The 5,506-nt window shown below is 56.2% G+C and carries 3 rRNA genes; all 3 read left to right on the top strand.

The window, feature by feature from the left end:
• The first annotated feature begins 2 nt into the window (after positions 1-2).
• A 16S ribosomal RNA gene (locus ACLJOO_RS42615) occupies positions 3-1,527 on the top strand.
• A 510-nt stretch (positions 1,528-2,037) separates the two neighbouring features.
• A 23S ribosomal RNA gene (locus ACLJOO_RS42610) occupies positions 2,038-5,162 on the top strand.
• A 175-nt stretch (positions 5,163-5,337) separates the two neighbouring features.
• Positions 5,338-5,455 (top strand): 5S ribosomal RNA (gene rrf, locus ACLJOO_RS42605).
• The 16S, 23S and 5S rRNA genes sit together here, the layout of an rRNA operon.
• The last annotated feature ends 51 nt before the right edge of the window (positions 5,456-5,506 follow it).

Below are 5,506 nucleotides of genomic sequence, written 5' to 3'. Positions count from 1 at the left end.
TTTCAACGGAGAGTTTGATCCTGGCTCAGGACGAACGCTGGCGGCGTGCTTAACACATGCAAGTCGAGCGGTAAGGCCCCTTCGGGGGTACACGAGCGGCGAACGGGTGAGTAACACGTGAGCAACCTACCCTCAACTTTGGGATAAGCCTCGGAAACGGGGTCTAATACCGGATAATACTAGTCACCTCATGGTGGTTGGTTGAAAGTTCTGGCGGTTGGGGATGGGCTCGCGGCCTATCAGCTTGTTGGTGGGGTAATGGCCTACCAAGGCGTCGACGGGTAGCCGGCCTGAGAGGGCGACCGGCCACACTGGGACTGAGACACGGCCCAGACTCCTACGGGAGGCAGCAGTGGGGAATATTGCGCAATGGACGAAAGTCTGACGCAGCAACGCCGCGTGAGGGATGACGGCCTTCGGGTTGTAAACCTCTTTCAGCAGGGACGAAGCGAGAGTGACGGTACCTGCAGAAGAAGGACCGGCCAACTACGTGCCAGCAGCCGCGGTAATACGTAGGGTCCGAGCGTTGTCCGGAATTATTGGGCGTAAAGGGCTCGTAGGCGGTTCGTCACGTCGGGAGTGAAAACTCGGGGCTTAACCCCGAGCCTGCTTCCGATACGGGCAGACTAGAGGTAGGCAGGGGAGAGCGGAACTCCTGGTGTAGCGGTGGAATGCGCAGATATCAGGAAGAACACCGGTGGCGAAGGCGGCTCTCTGGGCCTTACCTGACGCTGAGGAGCGAAAGCGTGGGTAGCGAACAGGATTAGATACCCTGGTAGTCCACGCCGTAAACGTTGGGCGCTAGGTGTGGGGGACATTCCACGTCCTCCGTGCCGCAGCTAACGCATTAAGCGCCCCGCCTGGGGAGTACGGCCGCAAGGCTAAAACTCAAAGGAATTGACGGGGGCCCGCACAAGCGGCGGAGCATGCGGATTAATTCGATGCAACGCGAAGAACCTTACCTGGGTTTGACATATAGGGAAATCCTCCAGAGATGGGGGGTCCGTAAGGGTCCTATACAGGTGGTGCATGGCTGTCGTCAGCTCGTGTCGTGAGATGTTGGGTTAAGTCCCGCAACGAGCGCAACCCTCGTCCTATGTTGCCAGCACGCCCTTCGGGGTGGTGGGGACTCATAGGAGACTGCCGGGGTCAACTCGGAGGAAGGTGGGGATGACGTCAAGTCATCATGCCCCTTATGTCCAGGGCTTCACGCATGCTACAATGGCCGGTACAAAGGGCTGCGAAACTGTAAGGTGGAGCGAATCCCAAAAAGCCGGTCTCAGTTCGGATTGGGGTCTGCAACTCGACCCCATGAAGTCGGAGTCGCTAGTAATCGCAGATCAGCAACGCTGCGGTGAATACGTTCCCGGGCCTTGTACACACCGCCCGTCACGTCATGAAAGTCGGCAACACCCGAAGCCGGTGGCCTAACCCTTGTGGAGGGAGCCGTCGAAGGTGGGGCTGGCGATTAGGACGAAGTCGTAACAAGGTAGCCGTACCGGAAGGTGCGGCTGGATCACCTCCTTTCTAAGGAGCATTCGGCGCCAGCTCATTGAGCTTGGTGCCTATTCATCACTGCTTGAGCGTTCGTCTCAAGGTGATGGTGCTTCGGAATGTGGAACATTGACCATTAGGTGCGAAGCGAAGTCGCTGAAGTTAGTACTGCTGACACTCTTTAGGGAGTGTGAGCGTGGAACGCGGAGACGGCTGAGTGGATCACCGAGGCGCGCTGTTGGGTCCTGAGGAATCGGGCCCGGCTCACAGGAACTTTGGTTCTTGGGGGTTGGGACTGTTTCTTCAAGGGTCACTGTCACACTGACGTGAGTGAGTGTGTGGGTGGCTGGGGCCGGCTCTCACCAAACTGCTGGTGGGGTTCATCTCCTGGGTGTGTTGTTTCCCTGGTGGGTTTGTTCCTTGTCTGGTGTGTGGTGAATGTAGGGCTGGTGTTCCTGCCCGTATTTTGAGAACTGTATAGTGGACGCGAGCATCTAAATCTTTGTAGCGTTTTGTGATTTCGCAAAATATTTTGTTGTTTTGTGACAAGCTACTAAGGGCAATCGGTGGATGTCTAGGCACCAAGAGCCGATGAAGGACGTTGGAGCCTGCGATAAGCCCCGGGGAGTTGGCAACCGAGCTGTGATCCGGGGGTGTCCGAATGGGGAAACCCAGCTGGCATTCTAAAGCCAGTTACCAGTGCCTGAACACATAGGGTTCTGGAGGGAACGCGGGGAAGTGAAACATCTCAGTACCCGCAGGAAGAGAAAACAATAGTGATTCCGTGAGTAGTGGCGAGCGAAAGCGGATGAGGCTAAACCGTGTGCGTGTGATAGCCGGCGTGCGTTGCGCATGTGGGGTTGTGGGAGCATTCTTGATCTAATGCCGTGGGTCAAAAGAGTTATAAATCGCTGTTGAAGTCGAATCTTCTGGAATGTTGAGCCGTAGTGGGTTATAGCCCTGTAGGCGTAAGACAGTGACTCTTGAGTGTTTTCCCAAGTAGCACGGGACTCTTGAAATCCCGTGTGAATCTGGCGGGACCACCCGCTAAGCCTAAATACTTCTTGGTGACCGATAGCGGACTAGTACCGTGAGGGAAAGATGAAAAGTACCCCGGGAGGGGAGTGAAATAGTACCTGAAACCGATTGCCTACAATCCGTCGGAGCATTCCCTTGTGGGGTGTGACGGCGTGCCTTTTGAAGAATGAGCCTGCGAGTTAGTGGTGTGTGGCGAGGTTAACCCGTGTGGGGTAGCCGTAGCGAAAGCGAGTCTGAATAGGGCGTTTTAGTCGCATGCTCTAGACCCGAAGCGGAGTGATCTATCCATGGGCAGGTTGAAGCGTGGGTAAGACCGCGTGGAGGACCGAACCCACCAGGGTTGAAAACCTGGGGGATGACCTGTGGATAGGGGTGAAAGGCCAATCAAACTCCGTGATAGCTGGTTCTCCCCGAAATGCATATAGGTGCAGCGTCGCGTGTTTCTTACCGGAGGTAGAGCACTGGATGGTCTAGGGGGCTTACCGGCTTACCGAAATCAGCCAAACTCCGAATGCCGGTAAGTGAGAGCGCGGCAGTGAGACTGCGGGGGATAAGCTCCGTAGTCGAGAGGGAAACAGCCCAGATCACCAGCTAAGGCCCCTAAGCGATTGCTAAGTGGAAAAGGATGTGGAGTTGCCCAGACAACCAGGAGGTTGGCTTAGAAGCAGCCACCCTTGAAAGAGTGCGTAATAGCTCACTGGTCAAGTGATTCCGCGCCGACAATGTAGCGGGGCTCAAGCAATCCGCCGAAGCTGTGGCACTCACACTTGTACTCGGCCAGGACTTGATTCTGGTCCAGGTGTGTGGGTGGGTAGGGGAGCGTCGTGCAGCGTGTGAAGCAGCCTAGTGATGGAGTTGTGGATGCTGCACGAGTGAGAATGCAGGCATGAGTAGCGAATGACGGGTGAGAAACCCGTCCGCCGGATGATCAAGGGTTCCAGGGTCAAGCTAATCTGCCCTGGGTAAGTCGGGACCTAAGGCGAGGCCGACAGGCGTAGTCGATGGACAACGGGTTGATATTCCCGTACCGGCATTAACACGACCCGACCGAACCCGCTGATGCTAAGCCAACGAAACCTTGATGTCTTCGGACGGAGGGGTGGGGTTGGTGACCCGAGGTGGTAGTAGGTGCATTGAGGAGTGACGCAGGAGGGTAGTCCAACCGCGGCGATGGTAGGCGCAAGCTGATCCGCGGGCAAGGTGGTAGGGCGAGGCATAGGCAAATCCGTGTCTCATATAGCCTGAGAGCCGAGGCGGACCCGTTCAGGGGAAGTGGATGATCCCATGCTGCCGAGAAAAACTTCGCAGTGAGTGTTAGAGCCGCCCGTACCCCAAACCGACACAGGTGATCAGGTAGAGAATACCAAGGCGATCGAGTGAACCATGGTTAAGGAACTCGGCAAAATGCCCCCGTAACTTCGGGAGAAGGGGGACCGGATCCGTGACACCACTTGCTGGTGGAAGCGGTGATGGTCGCAGAGACCAGGCCCAAGCGACTGTTTACTAAAAACACAGGTCCGTGCGAAGAAGTAATTCGATGTATACGGACTGACGCCTGCCCGGTGCTGGAACGTTAAGGGGACAGGTTAGCTGGTTTCGGCCGGCGAAGCTTTGAACTTAAGCGCCAGTAAACGGCGGTGGTAACTATAACCATCCTAAGGTAGCGAAATTCCTTGTCGGGTAAGTTCCGACCTGCACGAATGGCGTAACGACTTGGGCGCTGTCTCAACCATGGACTCGGCGAAATTGCATTACGAGTAAAGATGCTCGTTACGCGCAGCAGGACGGAAAGACCCCGGGACCTTTACTACAACTTGGTATTGGTGGTCGGTACAATTTGTGTAGGATAGGTGGGAGACTGTGAAGCTCGGACGCCAGTTCGGGTGGAGTCATCGTTGAAATACCACTCTGATTGTTCTGGCTGTCTAACTTTGGTCCGTTATCCGGATCAGGGACAGTGCCTGGTGGGTAGTTTGACTGGGGCGGTCGCCTCCTAAAAGGTAACGGAGGCGCTCAAAGGTTCCCTCAGCCTGGTTGGCAATCAGGTGTCGAGTGTAAGTGCACAAGGGAGCTTGACTGTGAGACAGACATGTCGAGCAGGGACGAAAGTCGGAACTAGTGATCCGGCGGTGGCATGTGGGAGCACCGTCGCTCAACGGATAAAAGGTACCCCGGGGATAACAGGCTGATCTTCCCCAAGAGTCCATATCGACGGGATGGTTTGGCACCTCGATGTCGGCTCGTCGCATCCTGGGGCTGGAGTAGGTCCCAAGGGTTGGGCTGTTCGCCCATTAAAGCGGCACGCGAGCTGGGTTTAGAACGTCGTGAGACAGTTCGGTCCCTATCCGCTGCGCGCGCAGGAGACTTGAGAAGGGCTGCCCCTAGTACGAGAGGACCGGGGTGGACGAACCTCTGGTGTGCCAGTTGTTCCGCCAGGAGCACGGCTGGTTGGCTACGTTCGGGAGTGATAACCGCTGAAAGCATCTAAGCGGGAAGCACGCTTCAAGATGAGGTCTCCCACCGGGTTAACCGGGTAAGGCCCCCAGTAGACCACTGGGTTGATAGGCCAGAGGTGGAAGCGCCGCAAGGTGTGGAGCTGACTGGTACTAATAGGCCGAGGGCTTGTCACACACACATCCACTGGATGTGCAACAGACGATTGTTGTTTTCGCAAGCCTGCGCTATAAGGTAACGATGTTCGCGTTCACTGTACGGTTCCCGGAATACGGTCAAACCCCAGCAACCAAACCCAGAAAGCCTTGGGTTTGTGGCTCGTAGGTGGTTTGATTGATATTTCTATAGAGTTTCGGTGGCCATAGCGTCGGGGAAACACCCAGTCTCCATTCCGAACCTGGAAGTTAAGCCCGCCAGCGCCGATGGTACTGCGACCGGGAGGTCGTGGGAGAGTAGGACGCCGCCGGACATTCACACTGTTAAGGGCCACCCCACTAGGGGTGGCCCTTAGCATTTGTGG

The sequence above is a fragment of the Kribbella sp. C-35 genome (assembly GCF_046549195.1).
Taxonomy (GTDB): Bacteria; Actinomycetota; Actinomycetes; order Propionibacteriales; family Kribbellaceae; genus Kribbella.
The sequence above is the reverse complement of the archived record's forward strand: the minus strand, read 5'-3'. Positions and strand labels throughout refer to the sequence as shown.